The organism is Pseudomonas sp. W17 (assembly GCF_040268305.1).
In the GTDB taxonomy this organism is placed as follows: Bacteria; Pseudomonadota; Gammaproteobacteria; order Pseudomonadales; family Pseudomonadaceae; genus Aquipseudomonas; species Aquipseudomonas protegens.
On sequence record NZ_CP158490.1, the window covers coordinates 5,962,504 to 5,977,380 of the forward strand.

Genomic DNA, 14,877 nt, shown 5'->3' on the forward strand with positions numbered 1-14,877 from the left:
CTTACATGCCCTTGACGGCATAGATGCCGGCAGCATTACGCCAGTAGCCCTTGTAGTCCATGCCGTAGCCGAACACGTAGCGGTCCACGCAAGGCAGGCCCATGTAGTCGGCCTTGAGATCCGGACGGGCCTTGCGGTCGTGGTCCTTGTCGATCAGCACAGCCGTGTGCACGGCGCGGGCGCCGGCGTGTTTGCAGAAATCGATGATCGCGCCCAGGGTGTGACCTTCATCGAGGATGTCGTCGATGATCAGCACGTCACGGTCGATAAAGGAGACTTCCGGCTTGGACTTCCAGAACAGCTCACCGCCGCTGGTTTCGTTGCGGTAGCGGGTAGCGTGCAGGTAGGAGGCTTCCAGGGGAAAGCGCAGGTGGGTCAGCAGCTTGCCCGCGAAGATCAGGCCACCGTTCATGACGCAGAACACCACCGGATTGCGCTCAGCCAGTTCTTCAGTGATTTGTGCACCGACCCGGGCGATGGCCGCCTCGACTTCAGCTTCGGTGTACAGGCAGTCAGCCTCGCGCATGATTTGACGGATATGCTCGAGATCAGCGGACATGGCGCTCTCCAAGGGGTGGCAGTTTCGGAAAAGCGGGCAAAGGTACGCATCCGGCCCGGTCAGATCAAGCGTTTCTGGACTAACGTACTTTATGTCTATAGGACAACAACCCCGGATAGATTAATCTAGGCCGTTTTTTTTGCCCGCCGCCGGAGCCTTTCCCTATGCCCATCCGTGAGATCCGCCATCCGCTGATCCGACACAAACTTGGCCTTATGCGCCGCGCAGACATTAGCACGAAGAACTTTCGCGAGCTCGCTCAGGAAGTCGGTGCCCTGCTGACGTACGAAGCCACCAAAGACCTGCCCCTGGAAAGCTACGAGATTCCAGGCTGGTGCGGCCCTGTCCAGGTCGAGAAGATCGCCGGCAAGAAGATTACCGTGGTACCGATCCTGCGTGCCGGCATCGGCATGCTCGAAGGCGTGCTGAGCCTGATCCCGGGCGCCAAGGTCAGCGCCGTAGGCGTGGCCCGCAACGAGGAAACCCTGCAGGCCCACACCTACCTGGAAAAACTGGTACCGGAAATCGACGAGCGCCTGGCGATGATCATCGACCCGATGCTGGCCACCGGCAGTTCCATGGTCGCCACCATCGACCTGTTGAAAAAGGCCGGCTGCCGTGACATCCGCGCCATGGTCCTGGTGGCCGCCCCCGAGGGCATCGCCGCCGTCGAGCAGGCGCACCCGGATGTGACCATCTACACCGCTTCCATCGATCAGAAGCTCAACGAGCATGGCTACATCATTCCTGGCCTGGGTGATGCCGGTGACAAGATCTTCGGCACCAAGCAGAAGGATTCCTGATCATGCAGGATGAGTTCAACGATCCGCTCTGGCGCCAGGTACTGTCTGGCGCGCAGATGCTCTTCGTGGCCTTCGGTGCCCTGGTGTTGATGCCGCTGATCACCGGTCTCGACCCGAACGTGGCGCTGTTCACGGCGGGTCTCGGGACTCTGTTGTTCCAGGTGGTGACCGGGCGCCAGGTGCCGGTCTTCCTGGCGTCGAGCTTTGCCTTCATCACCCCGATCATCCTCGCCAAGGGCCAGTTCGGCCTCGCCGCGACCATGGGCGGGGTAATGGCGGCGGGCTTCGTCTACACCTTTCTCGGCCTGGCCGTGAAGATCAAGGGCACCGGTTTCATCGACCGCCTGCTGCCGCCGGTGGTCATTGGCCCGGTGATCATTTCCATCGGCCTGGCCATGGCCCCCATCGCCGCTAACATGGCCATGGGCAAGGCCGGTGACGGCAGCGAGCTGATTCATTACCAGACGGCGATGATGATCTCGATGCCGGCGCTGCTCACCACCCTGATCGTCGCGGTGTTCGGCAAAGGCATCTTTCGCCTGGTACCGATCATTTCCGGCGTGCTGGTGGGGTTTGCCCTGTCGTTCTACTTCGGCGTGGTGGACACCGCGAAGATCGCCGCCGCCCCTTGGCTGGCGCTGCCGCACTTCACCGCACCGGAGTTCAACTGGCAGGCGATCCTGTTCATCGTCCCGGTCGCCCTGGCACCGGCCATCGAGCACATCGGTGGCGTGATTGCGGTCGGCAGCGTCACCGGCCGCGACTACCTGAAGAAGCCCGGCCTGCACCGCACCCTGTTCGGTGACGGCATCGCCACCACTGCTGCAGGCCTGTTCGGCGGGCCGCCCAACACCACCTACGCCGAAGTCACTGGCGCGGTGATGCTGACCAAGAACTACAACCCGAAAATCATGACCTGGGCGGCGGTCTTCGCCATCTCCCTGGCCTTTATCGGCAAGTTCGGCGCCCTGCTGCAAAGCATTCCGGTGCCAGTGATGGGCGGGATCCTCTGCCTGCTGTTCGGCTCGATCGCCGCGGTGGGGATGAATACCCTGATCCGCCACAAGATCGACCTGGGCGAAGCCCGCAACCTGGTGATCGTCTCGGTGACCCTGGTGTTCGGCATTGGCGGCGTGCTGGTGGGAACCGGTACCGGTCCGGATGATTTCGGCCTCAAGGGCATCGCCCTGTGCGCCGTTGTCGCCATCGTGCTGAACCTGGTGCTGCCGGGGAACGACGGCTGGAAAAACAAGAAGGCCGATGAGCCTTTGATCTAGAGAACCCTTCGCCGGCAAGCTGTCTCCCACGCAGGAGCCGGCTTGCCGGCGAAGCTATTTACAACGCCAGCGGCGCTCGCTCGCACAAGGCGTTCAAGGCCTTGGCCCATTGTGGGTCGTCATTCAGGCAAGGGATCAACACCAGGTCCTCCCCTCCCGCCTCGCGAAACTGCTCGCGACCGCGATCACCGATCTCCTCCAGGGTTTCGATGCAGTCGGCGACAAATGCCGGGCACATCACCATGACTTTCTTTACTCCCTGCTTGGCCAATTCATCAAGCCGCGCCTCGGTGTAGGGCTCGATCCACTTGGCCCGTCCCAGACGAGACTGGAACGACACCGACCAGGTGCCATCCGCCAATCCCAAGTGCTCGGCCAAAGCCGATGCGGTGCGCATGCACTGGGCGCGGTAACAGGTGGCCAGCACCGCCGGCGAAGCATTGCGGCAACAGTCGGCGTCCTTGAAGCAATGCTGGCCGGTCGGGTCGAGCTTGGTCAGGTGGCGTTCCGGCAGGCCGTGAAAGCTGAGCAACAGATGATCATGCTCCCGGGCCAGGTATGGCTTGGCGCTGGCCGCCAGGGCCTGGATGTACTCAGGCTGATCGTAGAACGGCTGTAGCACGCTGAATTGCACGTCCAGCTTGCGCTCGCGCACCACGCGCCTGGCCTCTTCGATCACGGTGGTCACCGTGCTGTCGGCGAACTGTGGGTAAAGTGGTGCCAGGGTAATCTTCTTCTGTCCCTGTGCCACCAGCTTGAGCAGCGCCGACTCGATCGAAGGTTCGCCATAACGCATCGCCAGCTCGACCGGCCCCTGCTTCCACTGCTCGCTCATTACCTTCTGCAGACGCCGGCTGAGCACCACCAGCGGCGAACCCTCTTCCCACCAGATCGACGCGTAGGCATGGGCCGATTGCTCTGGCCGCTTGATCAGGATCAGCGACACCAGCAAGCGTCGAACCGGCCAGGGCAGGTCGATCACATAAGGGTCCATGAGGAATTGGTTGAGGTAGCTGCGCACGTCCGCCACCGAAGTGGAAGCCGGCGAACCCAGGTTGACCAGGAGCAACGCGTGATCGGTCATGCAACGTCCTATTTCAGAGGCGGCTGGACACAGGCGTCCAGGGCCGCAGGCAAATCAGTGAACTGGAAAGTGAAACCCGCTTCCAGCAACCGCGCGGGAACGGCACGCTGGCCTCCCAGCAACAGCAACGACAATTCACCCAAGGCCAGGCGCAGGAAAAACGCCGGCAGCGGTATTAGTGCGGGTCGGTGCAGCACCCGCCCCAAGGTCTTGGCGAACTCGCGGTTGCGCACCGGTTTTGGCGCGCAGGCATTATAAGGACCCTGCGCCCCAGGCTGATGCACAAGAAAATCAATCAGGGCGATTTGATCGTCGATATGAATCCACGGCATCCATTGTCGGCCGTTGCCGATCGGCCCGCCCAGCCCCAGCTTGAAGGGCAGCAGCAGGCGCGACAAAAAGCCGCCCTCGGGCGACAGCACCAAACCGGTGCGCACCAGCACCACACGCACGCCCATGGCTTCGGCGCGCTGGGCAGTTTCTTCCCAGGCAATGCACAACTGGCTGGCAAAGTCCTCGTTGACCGGGGGCGAATCCTCGCTCAGCTCCCGTTCGCCACCGTCGCCGTACCAGCCCACCGCCGAGCCCGACACCAGCACACCGGGTTTGTGTTCGCGGCTTTCGAGCCAGGCCAGCAGGGTTTCAGTCAGGGCAATGCGGCTGTGCCACAGCAGCGCCTTGCGCTTGTGGCTCCAGGGCCGATCGGCGATCGGCGCCCCGGCCAGGTTGATCACCGCGTCCACCGGGATCTGGTCCAGCTCTTGCAACGCCTTGACAGCCCGCACCTGGGGACCGCACAGGGCGGCAACCTTATCGGGTTGGCGAGTCCATACACTCAACTGGTGACCCTGGGCCTGCCAGTGACGACACAGGGCACGCCCGATCAAACCAGTACCGCCGGTCAGCAATATATGCATGACATCTTCCTCGCGTGGCGTTTTACCCGAATCACTAGTCTATTTTTATAAGCAGGGATCTTTTCAATCGGACAGGCTGTGTTTTAACGATAGACAACCTGAACAACCGATGACGCCGAAAGCTATACCAAAAAACAATATTGTACAGGTTTTGGCGGCGGCGTAATCTGTACAGAAAGGTAAACGAGGCCCCTATGACAGTACCCATCGCAATCATTGGTACCGGCATCGCCGGACTCTCCGCCGCCCAGGCGCTACGAGATGCCGGGCATACCGTCCACCTTTTCGACAAAAGCCGCGGCAGCGGCGGGCGCATGTCGAGCAAACGCAGCGATGCCGGCAGCCTAGACCTGGGGGCCCAGTACTTTACCGCCCGCGACCGTCGTTTCGTCACCGAAGTCCAGCGCTGGCAAGCCAAGGGCTGGGTCGCCGAATGGACGCCACAACTCTACAACTCCCACGGCGGCCAGCTCAGCCCCTCGCCGGATGAACAGACCCGTTGGGTCGGCACTCCCCGCATGAGCGCCATCACCCGCGCGCTCATCGGCGACCTAGAGGCCCACTTCGCCTGCCGCATCACCGAAGTCTTCCGCGGCGAACAGCATTGGCATCTGCAGGACGCCGAAGGTTTCACCCACGGCCCTTTCAGCCACGTCGTGATCGCCACGCCAGCGCCACAGGCCACCGCCCTCCTGGCCGCCGCACCGAAGCTTGCAGGCGTCGCCGCCGGGGTGAAAATGGACCCGACCTGGGCCGTCGCCCTGGCCTTCGATACCCCTCTGGAAACCCCCATGGAAGGCTGCTTCGTGCAGGACAGCCCGCTGGACTGGCTGGCCCGCAACCGCAGCAAGCCCGGGCGCGACAGCCACCTCGACACCTGGGTCCTGCATGCCACCAGCGCCTGGAGTCGGCAGCACATCGACCTTTCCAAGGAGGCCGTGACCGAACAATTGCACGGGGCCTTCGCCGAGCTGCTGCACAGCGTCATGCCCGCCCCTACCTTCAGCCTGGCCCATCGCTGGCTCTACGCCCGCCCGGCCACCAGCCATGAATGGGGCGCCCTGGCCGACGCCGACCTGGGGCTGTATGCATGCGGCGACTGGTGCCTCTCCGGTCGGGTCGAAGGCGCCTGGCTCAGTGGCCAGGAGGCCGCACGCCGGCTGCACGAGAGCCTGCAGTGAATCGACTCAACCCACGCAAACTGCTGCTGTCGAAATGGACGGCAGCCCATCCGCAGCGCCGCGAAAAGCACTTTCTGGTTACCGAACTCTTCTGCGATGAAGAAGGCACCGTGCTGGACATCGAACTGCAAGCGGTGCTCACCCGACGCTGCCAGCGATTGAGCTGGCAAACCCTCCAAAACGACAGCGAGTGGCGAATGGGCTGGCGGTAACCGGCGCAACCGCAGGGCAATACCTATACAAAAAATTTGACTTGTACAAATTTAATTCTATGATGAAGACAAGTTGTACAACGTTAGGTTTTTGTACAGGCAAGCCCTGGAGGTTGCAGCATGTCCGCCAAGCCGAAAATTGCCATCAGCGCCTGCCTGATGGGTGTGGAAGTCCGCTACAACGGTGGACACAAAGAGTCCCGGCTGTGCAGCCGAGTCCTCACCGAACACTTCGACTTCGTGCCCCTGTGCCCGGAAGTCGCCATCGGCATGGGCACCCCCCGCGAACCTATCCGACTGGTCGGCGACCCCGAGCAGCCGCGGGCCGTGGGCACCGTGGACCCCAGCCTGGACGTCACTCTGCCCCTGGCCGAATATGGCGAGCGCATGGCGGCCGAGGTCGATGACATCTGCGGCTACATCTTCATGCAGAACTCGCCCTCCTGCGGCCTGGAGCGAGTCAAGGTGTACCAGGCCAACGGCATTCCCCATCGCAACGGCGGTCGCGGCATCTATGCCCAGGCGTTCTGTCAGAAACATCCCGATCTGCCAGTGGAAGAAGCCGGGCGCCTGAACGATCCGGTGCTGCGGGAAAACTTCCTGACTCGGGTCTACGTCTATCGCGACTGGCAGGCGTTGCTCAAGCAAGGCCTGACTCGCCGCGCCCTCACGGACTTCCACTCGCGCTGCAAATACCTGCTGATGGCCCATCACCCGGTGCAGTACAAGACCCTGGGCAATCTGCTGGGCAGCATGGGCAAGAGCGATCCGAGCCTGATCGGCCCGCGCTATTTCAGCGAGCTGATGGCGGCGCTGAGCAAATGCGCGACCCGCGGCACCCACAGCAATGTGCTGCAGCACCTGAGCGGCTACCTCAAGCAAGCCATCAGCAGCGCGGACAAGCAGGAAGTGCAGCATGTCATTGGTCAGTACCGTCACGGCATCGTGCCTCTGGTGGTGCCCCTGACCCTACTCAAGCACCACTTCCGCCAGCACCCCGATCCCTACATCGCCCAGCAGTTGTATTTGCAACCGCACCCGGAAAACCTCAGCCTGCGCAACGCGATCTGAGCCATGAAAGCACTCGACCAACAGGCCGAAGACAACAGCGCCCACTACCGGCGCGCCCTGGATGAAGGCTGGCTGCCGATTCGCGAAGTGGCGCGCCAGACCGGGGTCAACGCCGTCACCCTCCGCGCCTGGGAGCGCCGTTACGGACTGATCGTGCCCCTGCGCACCCCAAAGGGCCACCGCCTGTACTCCCAGGAGCAGGTGCAGGAAATCCTCACCATCCTCACCTGGCTCAATCGCGGGGTGGCGGTCAGCCAGGTCAAGCACCTGCTGGACAGCGCCCCAAGCGCCAGCACACCGGCCGAGAACGACTGGCAGCGCCTGCGCCAGACCCTGAGCCTGGCGATCAGCCAACTGGCCGAGCGCAAGGTCGACGACACCTTCAACCAGGCCATGGCCCTGTATCCGCCGCGCACCCTGTGCGAGCACCTGCTGATGCCGTTGCTGGCAGAACTGGAGCAGCGCTGGCAGGGTCAGTTCGGCAGCCAGATGGAGCAGGTGTTCTTCTACTCCTGGCTGCGCAGCAAGCTGGGGGCACGGATCTACCACAACAATCGACAGCTGCAGGCCCCACCGCTGCTGCTGGTCAACCAGTCGGACCTGCCGCTGGAACCCCACCTGTGGCTGACCGCCTGGCTGGCCAGCAGCGCCGATTGCCCGGTGGAAGTCTTCGACTGGCCACTGCCCGGCGCCGAACTGGCCCTGGCCGTCGAACGCCTGCAGGCCCGAGGCCTGCTGCTGTATTCAAGCAAGGCCCTCAACCCTGCGCAGTTGCCCAGGCTGCTCAACGGCATCGACTGCAAAAAATTCATCGCCGGACCCGCGGTGTGCATCCATCCCGCCGAGTGGTCCGTATGTCTCTCTGAAATCGCCGATCTGCACCTGGCCCAGGACCCGATAACGGCCTGCCAGGCGCTGCTTGAGCGAGGACTCTTCTGAACCGGGAATCAGCATGCAATTGATCTGGCTGCGCAGCGACCTGCGCCTACATGACAACACCGCCCTCTGCGCCGCCACCCAGCGTGGCCCGACCGTAGCGGTGTACCTGCTGAGCCCGGAGCAGTGGCAGGCCCACGACGATGCGCCGTGCAAGGTTGACTTCTGGCTGCGCAATCTGCAGTCGTTGAGCAAGTCCCTGGGCCGGCTAAACATCCCCCTGCTGATCCGCAGCGCCGCCACCTGGGACCAGGCCCCCCAGGTCCTGCTGGAACTGTGCCGACAACTGCAGGTACGCATGCTGCATTTCAACCAGGAATACGGGATCCACGAAAGCCGTCGCGACGCCGCAGTGACCCGGGTTCTGGAAGAGGCCGACATCAGTGTCCAGGGCCACCTCGATCAACTGCTGTTCCAGCCCGGTAGCGTGCTGACCAAGAGCGGCGGCTACTTCCAGGTCTTCAGCCAGTTCCGCAAGGTCTGCTACAGCCGCCTGCACAGCGCACTGCCGGCCCTGGTCGCCAGTCCCAAGGCGCAATTGCCGCTGTCGATCCAGGCCGATCCCGTGCCCCGTCATATCGACAGCTTCCCATCCCCCAGCCAATCACTGCGCGACCTCTGGCCGGCCGGCGAAGATCAGGCCCTGGGCCGCCTGGAACAGTTCACCGACGAGCAGATCCACTACTACCAGAGCGAACGCGACTTCCCGGCCAAGCCCGGCACCAGCCAGCTTTCGCCCTACCTCGCCGCCGGAGTGATCTCGCCGCGGCAATGCCTGCACGCCGCCTTGCGCTGCAACCAGGGAGAGTTCGAAAGCGGCAATCCCGGCGCCGTCACCTGGATCAACGAACTGCTGTGGCGCGAGTTCTACAAACACATCCTGGTGGGTTACCCACGGGTTTCCCGGCACCGCGCCTTCCGCCCGGAAACCGAGGCGGTGGCCTGGCGCGACGCCCCCGAAGACCTGGCGGCCTGGCAAGAAGGGCGCACCGGCCTGCCGATCATCGACGCCGCCATGCGCCAACTGCTGGAGACCGGCTGGATGCACAACCGCCTGCGAATGGTGGTGGCGATGTTCCTGACCAAGAACCTGCTGATCGACTGGCGTGAAGGCGAGCGCTTCTTCATGCGCCACCTGATCGACGGCGACCTGGCGGCGAACAATGGCGGCTGGCAATGGAGTTCCTCCACCGGCACCGACGCCGCGCCGTACTTCCGCATTTTCAACCCCGTGAGCCAGTCGGAACGTTTCGATGCCGAAGGGCGCTTCATCAAGCACTGGCTGCCGCAACTGGCGGGGTTGAACAAAAAGGATATCCACAACCCGGGGGCCATGGGCGGCCTGTTCGCAGTCGCCGACTACCCGGCGCCCATGGTCGACCTGGCCATGTCCCGGGATCGCGCCCTGGCCGCCTTCAAGGCCCTGCCTGCGCGGCCGGACGCGGGGGGGACCCATGACTGACTTCCTCCAGCGCTTCGCCCGGGACTTCGCCAGCCTCGACAAGCACAACCTGCAGCGCCTGGATCAGCTCTACAGCGAGGACATCCAGTTCACCGACCCGCTGCACGAGGTCAATGGCTTGCCGCGCCTACGGCACTACTTCGCCGAGCTGTACGCCAATGTCAGCGAACTGCGCTTCGACTTCCACGGCATCGATACCTGCGGCGAAGGCCAGGGCTACCTGCGCTGGACCATGAGCTACCGCCACCCGCGCCTGCGCGCTGGCCAGCTGGTCCGGGTCGCCGGCTGCTCGCACCTGCATTGGCGTGACGACAAGGTCTACCGGCATCGCGACTATTTCGACGCCGGCGCGCTGCTCTATGAACACCTGCCGGTACTCGGCACGGTGATCGCCTGGTTGAAAAGGAGGCTCGGATGAACCCGGCAATGCCACGGCGGATCTGGCTCACCGGTGCCAGCAGCGGCATCGGTGCGGCGCTGGCCGAAGAGCTGCTCAAGGCCGGCGCCCAGGTGGCCGTCAGCGCCCGTTCGCGCGAGCCCCTGGAGGCCCTGGCCCAGCGGTATCCGGGTCGGGTGCTGGTGGTACCCGGCGATCTCACCGACGCCCTGCAAGTGCGCGAGATCGGCAAGCGCATCGCCCAGGCCTGGGGCGCCCTGGACACGGCGATTCTCAATGCCGGCACTTGTGAATACATCGACGTGCAGCAATTCGAGGCGGCGCTGATCCAGCGTGTGCTCAACAGCAACCTGCTGTCCGCCGGCTATTGCATCGAAGCCGCACTGCCCTTGTTGCGGGCCGGCAATCAGCCCCATCTGGTGGGCGTGGCCAGTTCCGTGACCTATCTGCCGCTGCCCCGGGCCGGCGCCTACGGCGCCTCCAAGGCCGCCCTGCGTTACCTGCTGCAATCCTTGCGCATCGACCTGGCCGCCGAGGGCATCGACGTCACCGTGGTCAGCCCGGGCTTCGTCGATACCCCGCTGACCGCGCGCAACGACTTTGCCATGCCCATGAGCTGGCCCGCCGCCAAGGCCGCCCGACATATCCACAAGCGTCTGTCACACCGGGATCTGGAGATCGCTTTCCCCGCCCCGTTCATCTTCGGCCTCAAGCTGCTGTCCTGGCTGCCCGGCCGCTTGCAACTGGCCATCGGCAAACGCCTGGCCCGCACGGGGAGTGCATCGTGAAAATCGCCATTATCGGTAGCGGCATCGCCGGCCTGACCTGCGCCTACGTTCTCAACCGTCGCCATGACATCCGGGTCTTCGAGGCCGGCAGCTGGATCGGCGGTCACACCCATACCGTGGAAGTCAGCCACAACGGCGAAACCCAATCCGTGGACACCGGGTTCATCGTCTTCAACGACTGGACCTACCCCAACTTCATCCGCCTGCTGGGCCAGATCGGGGTCAAGTTCAAACCCACCGAGATGAGCTTCTCGGTGTGCGATCCGGCCTCGGGCCTGGAGTACAACGGCAACAACCTCAACAGCCTGTTCGCCCAGCGGCGCAACCTGCTGTCGCCCGGGTTCTGGGGCATGCTGCGGGACATTCTGCGCTTCAACAAAACCGCCTTGCTCGATCTGCAGCAGCAGCGGATCGCCGCCGACACCACCCTTGGCGACTACCTGAAAAACCAGGGCTATGGCGAGCGTTTCATCCAGCACTACATCGTGCCCATGGGGTCGGCGATCTGGTCGATGTCACGGGTGCAGATGCTCGGTTTCCCCTTGCAGTTCTTTGTGCGTTTCTTCAAGAACCACGGCTTGCTGTCGGTGAACAATCGTCCCCAGTGGTGCGTGATCGAAGGCGGCTCAAGCCGCTATATCGAACCGCTAACCGCCTCTTTCCGCCAGCACATCCGCCTCGACTGCCCGGTGCAACGGGTCGAGCGCGACGAAACCGGCGTGCTGATCCACAGCGCCGCCGGCAGCGAACGCTTCGACAAGGTGGTGTTCGCCTGTCACAGCGACGAGGCCCTGCAACTGCTGGCCAGCCCCAGCCGGGCCGAGCGGGAGATTCTCCAGGCCCTGCCCTACGCCGACAACGACGTGATACTGCACACCGATACCCGGCTGCTGCCCCGCCGGCGCCTGGCCTGGGCCAGCTGGAACTACCGCCTGGACGCCAGCGGCGACAAAGCCGCCGCCGTGACCTACGACATGAACATCCTGCAAGGTCTGAAGAGCGACACCACCTTCTGCGTCAGCCTCAACCAGACCGCGGTCATCGACCCGACGCAAATCCTTGCCCGCTTCACTTACGCCCACCCCCAGTACAGCCTCGAAGCGGTGGCGGCCCAGGCCCGCTGGAGCGAGCTGCAAGGCGCCCAGCACAGCTTCTACTGCGGCGCCTACTGGGCCAACGGCTTTCACGAAGACGGCGTGGTCAGTGCGTTGCGCGTGGCCCAGGCCTTTGGTGAACAACTGTGAACAGTGCCCTGTACAGCGGCTGGATCAGCCACCGGCGCTTCGCCCCCAAGGACCATGCCTTCCGCTATCGGATCGGCCTCTTGTACCTGGACCTGGACGAGCAGGAATCGGTGCTGGGACTCTCGCCCCTGGCGGGCCGCAGCCGTTTCGCCCCCTTCGCCTTCCGCGAAAGCGATTACCTGAAGGACTTCACCGGCCAGGGCATGCGCCTGATCGACGCGGTACGCCAGCAAGTGGCCGCAGCCATCGGCCGTGTGCCGGGCGGCGCGGTGCGCCTGTTGACCCAGGTGCGCAGCTGGGGCCTGGCGTTCAATCCGGTGAGTTTCTTCTACTGCTTCGAGGCCGACGGGCAACTGGCGGCGATTCTCTGTGAAGTCACCAATACCCCGTGGCGCGAGCGCTATCACTACGTGCTGCCGGCCCGCCCGGACAGTGCCGGCGCTGCCGAGCACCAGCACTTTGCCGTGGCCAAGGCCTTCCACGTCTCGCCGTTTTTACCCCGTGACCTGGAATACCGCATGAGCTTCAGCCCGCCGGCCGATCGCCTGGGCGTGCACATGGCCGACTGGCAGGGTGATCTGAAGGTATTCGACGCCACCCTCAGCCTGCATCGCCAGGCCCTGGATCGCCGCAGCCTGCACCAGTACCTGCGCAGTTTTCCATGGATGACCGCCAAGACCTGCCTGGCCATCTACTGGCAGGCCCTGCGCCTGACCGCCAAGGGCATCACCTTCTTTCCCCATGAGGCCGCCGACGGCGCCTATCGCACAGCCGCTGTACAACCCAAGGATCGCCGCCATGAAATCCTCTAGCGTATCGGCCAGAAATACCCTGTTCAGCACCCACAGCCTTACCGCCAACCTGTTGCGTCGCGGTGTGCTGCGGCAACTGGCGCACCTCAAGCACGGCCAACTGCTGGTCATCGAAAACGCCGAGCGCCTGGTCTTCGGCGACCGCACGGCGGCCTTGGTGGGTGAGATCCATATCCACGACAGCAGCGCCTGGGGGCTGGTGGCCAGCAGCGGCTCGATCGGTGCCGGCGAAGCGTTCATCCACGGCTACTGGAGCACCCCGGACCTGACGGCGGTGATCCGCATCTTCGTCAGCAACCTGGACGTGCTGGATGCCATGGAAGGCGGCCTGGCGCGACTCGGCCGGCCGTTGGTACGCGGCCTGCACTGGCTCAATCGCAACACGCGCAAGGGCTCGCAGAAAAACATCGCCGCCCACTACGACCTCGGCAATGAACTGTTCGAGCAGTTTCTCGACCCCACGATGATGTATTCGGCCGCGCAATTTCGCAGCGAGGACGACAGCCTGGAGCAGGCCCAGTTGAACAAACTGGAACGCATCTGCCAGAAACTCGCCCTCAAGCCCGAGGATCACCTGCTGGAAATCGGCACCGGCTGGGGCAGCATGGCGCTGTATGCGGCGCAGAACTACGGGTGCCGCGTGACCACCACCACCTTGTCCAAGGAACAGTTCGCTTATACCCGCCAGCGCATCGACGCTGCCGGCCTGCAGGACCGGGTGACCCTGTTGCTGGAGGACTATCGCGACCTGGACGGGCATTACGACAAGCTGGTGTCCATCGAAATGATCGAAGCCGTGGGCCACCGCTTCCTGCCCACCTACTTCCAGCAGTGCGCGAAGTTGCTCAAAAGCAACGGCCTGATGCTGCTGCAAGCCATCACCATCCGTGACCAGCGCTATGAACAGGCGAAGAACGGCGTGGACTTCATCCAGCGCTACATCTTCCCCGGCGGCGCCCTGCCCAGCGTGCAGAAGATGCTCGAAGTGGTCAGCCGCGACACCGACATGAACCTGCTGCACATGGAGGATTTCGGCCTGCACTACGCCCGCACCCTGCGCCTGTGGCACGAGAACTTCCGCCGCGCCCACGGCCGCCTGAGCGAGCTGGGCTATGACACGTACTTCCTGCGCCTGTGGGAGTTCTACCTGTGCTACTGCGAAGGCGGTTTCCTGGAGCGCAGCATCGGCACCGCGCAAATGCTCCTGGCCAAACCCTCGGCGGTGCCGCAACCCCTGCTGGGACGTTTCGATGCGTAAACAACTGGCCAACGCCCTGCTGTTCCAGCTGGGCTGGTTCATCTGTGTGCTGTCCGGCGACAGCGCCTGGCTGCTGCTGGGGGTGGCGATCCTGCTGGCGCATTTTCGCTGGATCGGCAGCTGGGCCGCGGAAGGCCGGATGATTTTCGGGGTCGCCCTGACCGGCATTACCCTGGACAGCTTCCTGCACTGGCTGGGGGTGTTCCAGTTCCAGCAAGTGAGCCTGCTGATTCCCCTGTGGCTGATCGTGCTCTGGGCCTTGCTGGGAACCACTTTGCGCCACTGCCTGGCGTGGACCGCCCGGCCCTGGTGGCTGACCTGCCTGGTTGGCGCACTGTGCGGACCGCTGTCCTATTACGCCGGGGGCCGCCTGGCCGGAGTGAGCTTTGCCTATGGCCTGTGGCCAACCCTGCTGGGGCTGGGACTGCTGTGGAGCATGCTGCTGCCGCTGCTGCACGTGCTCGCACGCCCCACTGCGGAAGAACCGCAGGCAGCCATCCCGGACTGAGCGTCCGTCCGGGCTTTCCCACAGCAGGGGCTCACTGCCTTACACTGCGCGCCTATGACCACCATCCCCGTTATCTCCATCGCCGCCGAACCCGCCGTCAGTTGCTCCACCTGCGCCGCCTGTTGCTGCCAGCTGGAGGTCATGCTGATCACCGACACCGGGGTGCCCGAGCGCTTTATCGATACCGACGATTGGGGAGGGGAAGTCATGCGCCGCCTGGATGACGGCTGGTGCGCGGCGCTGGACCGCGACAGCATGCGTTGCAGCATCTATGAGCTGCGGCCGCTGATCTGTCGCGAGTTCGAGCTGGGCGAGGCCGATTGCTTGAGCGAACGCCGGGGAATTGCCACGGCGTATCGCTGATAGCG

17 protein-coding genes are annotated in these 14,877 nt (G+C 63.9%); 14 read left to right on the forward strand and 3 right to left on the reverse strand.

The window, feature by feature from the left end:
- Position 1 precedes the first annotated feature (1 nt).
- The gene (locus tag ABCR88_RS27350; protein ID WP_011063385.1) at positions 2-559 is read right to left on the reverse strand and encodes a hypoxanthine-guanine phosphoribosyltransferase; all 558 of its coding nucleotides are present in this window, start codon (positions 557-559) and stop codon (positions 2-4) included.
- A 164-nt stretch (positions 560-723) separates the two neighbouring features.
- On the opposite strand from ABCR88_RS27350, the gene upp reads away from it, so the two are divergent.
- Together upp and ABCR88_RS27360 are read left to right on the forward strand one after the other, a co-directional pair.
- Positions 724-1,362, forward strand: coding sequence for a uracil phosphoribosyltransferase (gene upp / locus ABCR88_RS27355; RefSeq protein WP_011063386.1), 639 nt, complete (start codon positions 724-726; stop codon positions 1,360-1,362).
- Between the two features lie 2 nt (positions 1,363-1,364).
- Complete coding sequence (locus ABCR88_RS27360; protein WP_350403702.1) at positions 1,365-2,639, forward strand: uracil-xanthine permease family protein; 1,275 nt, start codon at positions 1,365-1,367, stop codon at positions 2,637-2,639.
- 58 nt (positions 2,640-2,697) lie between these two features.
- Here ABCR88_RS27360 and hemH read toward each other — a convergent pair whose 3' ends face one another.
- Together hemH and ABCR88_RS27370 are read right to left on the reverse strand one after the other, a co-directional pair.
- Complete coding sequence (hemH, locus tag ABCR88_RS27365; protein ID WP_015636959.1) at positions 2,698-3,723, reverse strand: ferrochelatase; 1,026 nt, start codon at positions 3,721-3,723, stop codon at positions 2,698-2,700.
- A gap of 8 nt (positions 3,724-3,731) precedes the next feature.
- Positions 3,732-4,640 (reverse strand): TIGR01777 family oxidoreductase, encoded by a 909-nt coding sequence (locus ABCR88_RS27370; RefSeq protein ID WP_015636960.1) that lies wholly within the window; start codon positions 4,638-4,640, stop codon positions 3,732-3,734.
- A gap of 194 nt (positions 4,641-4,834) precedes the next feature.
- Between ABCR88_RS27370 and ABCR88_RS27375 the strand changes: the two genes are divergently transcribed.
- The 12 genes from ABCR88_RS27375 (at position 4,835) to ABCR88_RS27430 (ending at position 14,872) form a co-directional block, all read left to right on the forward strand.
- Entirely contained in the window at positions 4,835-5,821 is a 987-nt protein-coding gene (locus ABCR88_RS27375) for an FAD-dependent oxidoreductase (protein ID WP_015636961.1), read from the forward strand.
- Entirely contained in the window at positions 5,818-6,033 is a 216-nt protein-coding gene (locus ABCR88_RS27380; protein ID WP_015636962.1) for a TIGR02450 family Trp-rich protein, read from the forward strand. Before ABCR88_RS27375 ends, ABCR88_RS27380 begins: the two co-directional genes overlap by 4 nt.
- A 120-nt stretch (positions 6,034-6,153) precedes the next feature.
- Positions 6,154-7,104 (forward strand): DUF523 and DUF1722 domain-containing protein, encoded by a 951-nt coding sequence (locus tag ABCR88_RS27385; RefSeq protein WP_015636963.1) that lies wholly within the window; start codon positions 6,154-6,156, stop codon positions 7,102-7,104.
- A gap of 3 nt (positions 7,105-7,107) precedes the next feature.
- Positions 7,108-8,043 (forward strand): MerR family transcriptional regulator, encoded by a 936-nt coding sequence (locus ABCR88_RS27390; RefSeq protein WP_015636964.1) that lies wholly within the window; start codon positions 7,108-7,110, stop codon positions 8,041-8,043.
- 13 nt (positions 8,044-8,056) lie between these two features.
- Positions 8,057-9,502 carry a deoxyribodipyrimidine photo-lyase gene (gene phrB, locus ABCR88_RS27395; RefSeq protein WP_041119832.1) on the forward strand — a complete coding sequence of 482 codons (1,446 nt, stop codon included), beginning with the start codon at positions 8,057-8,059 and terminating at the stop codon, positions 9,500-9,502.
- The gene (locus ABCR88_RS27400; protein ID WP_015636966.1) at positions 9,495-9,920 is read left to right on the forward strand and encodes a nuclear transport factor 2 family protein; all 426 of its coding nucleotides are present in this window, start codon (positions 9,495-9,497) and stop codon (positions 9,918-9,920) included. The genes phrB and ABCR88_RS27400 overlap by 8 nt, the downstream gene beginning before the upstream one ends.
- Positions 9,917-10,687, forward strand: coding sequence for an SDR family NAD(P)-dependent oxidoreductase (locus ABCR88_RS27405; RefSeq protein WP_015636967.1), 771 nt, complete (start codon positions 9,917-9,919; stop codon positions 10,685-10,687). Before ABCR88_RS27400 ends, ABCR88_RS27405 begins: the two co-directional genes overlap by 4 nt.
- Positions 10,684-11,931, forward strand: a complete 1,248-nt coding sequence (locus ABCR88_RS27410; protein ID WP_041119836.1) for an FAD-dependent oxidoreductase — start codon at positions 10,684-10,686, stop codon at positions 11,929-11,931. The genes ABCR88_RS27405 and ABCR88_RS27410 overlap by 4 nt, the downstream gene beginning before the upstream one ends.
- On the forward strand, positions 11,928-12,743 hold the full coding sequence (locus tag ABCR88_RS27415; protein ID WP_041119838.1) for a DUF1365 domain-containing protein: 816 nt from the start codon (positions 11,928-11,930) through the stop codon (positions 12,741-12,743). Before ABCR88_RS27410 ends, ABCR88_RS27415 begins: the two co-directional genes overlap by 4 nt.
- Positions 12,730-14,001, forward strand: a complete 1,272-nt coding sequence (locus ABCR88_RS27420) for a cyclopropane-fatty-acyl-phospholipid synthase family protein (RefSeq protein WP_015636970.1) — start codon at positions 12,730-12,732, stop codon at positions 13,999-14,001. Before ABCR88_RS27415 ends, ABCR88_RS27420 begins: the two co-directional genes overlap by 14 nt.
- Positions 13,994-14,509, forward strand: a complete 516-nt coding sequence (locus ABCR88_RS27425) for a DUF2878 domain-containing protein (RefSeq protein WP_015636971.1) — start codon at positions 13,994-13,996, stop codon at positions 14,507-14,509. The genes ABCR88_RS27420 and ABCR88_RS27425 overlap by 8 nt, the downstream gene beginning before the upstream one ends.
- Before the next feature lie 54 nt (positions 14,510-14,563).
- Positions 14,564-14,872, forward strand: a complete 309-nt coding sequence (locus tag ABCR88_RS27430; RefSeq protein WP_041119840.1) for a YkgJ family cysteine cluster protein — start codon at positions 14,564-14,566, stop codon at positions 14,870-14,872.
- Positions 14,873-14,877: the final 5 nt, after the last annotated feature.